This is a genomic window from Treponema sp. R8-4-B8 (genome assembly GCF_054786175.1).
On the sequence record NZ_BDHE01000338.1, the window covers coordinates 1 to 476 of the forward strand.

Here is a 476-nt window from a genome sequence, read left to right on the forward strand (position 1 = left end):
GAATTTCCCTCATGCGTTTTCCGCCGTACCAATACGCGAAAGCAATCTGTTCCTCGGTGCTTGCGCCAGGCCCTAGCAGGGCAAAACTGCTTTCAAAACCCATTTCGGCTGCTTCCTGCCACTTGTCCAAATCAGAATGTGACCATTTATCCTTCTGAACTTTTTCCAATTCAAAATGACATTCATTCCAGTTGATGATGCGGACAATAAAAAAGTCGCCAGGCACAAACGAACATTCACGGTAAATGCCGCGCATATCAAGCGTATGTATCGATACTTCCGGCGGATCTTCGTAAGGATCGGCATTGAACGATTCTTCATTTTCAGGGTTGTCCCTTGCTATATACTGAGGTGCGAATTCTTCGCCGTAAACACAATAGTAAGGATACAATTCTTCGGGCGGAGCTTCCGTGGTTGTTACGGGTATTGACTCACCCTTCCAGAACAATTTGTAACAGTTCGGCAAAGTCCACGGA

1 pseudogene is annotated in these 476 nt (G+C 46.2%); it reads right to left on the reverse strand.

The window, feature by feature from the left end:
- Nucleotides 1-476 (reverse strand): annotated as a pseudogene (locus ACYVRA_RS08660) (hypothetical protein); the annotation flags it as partial.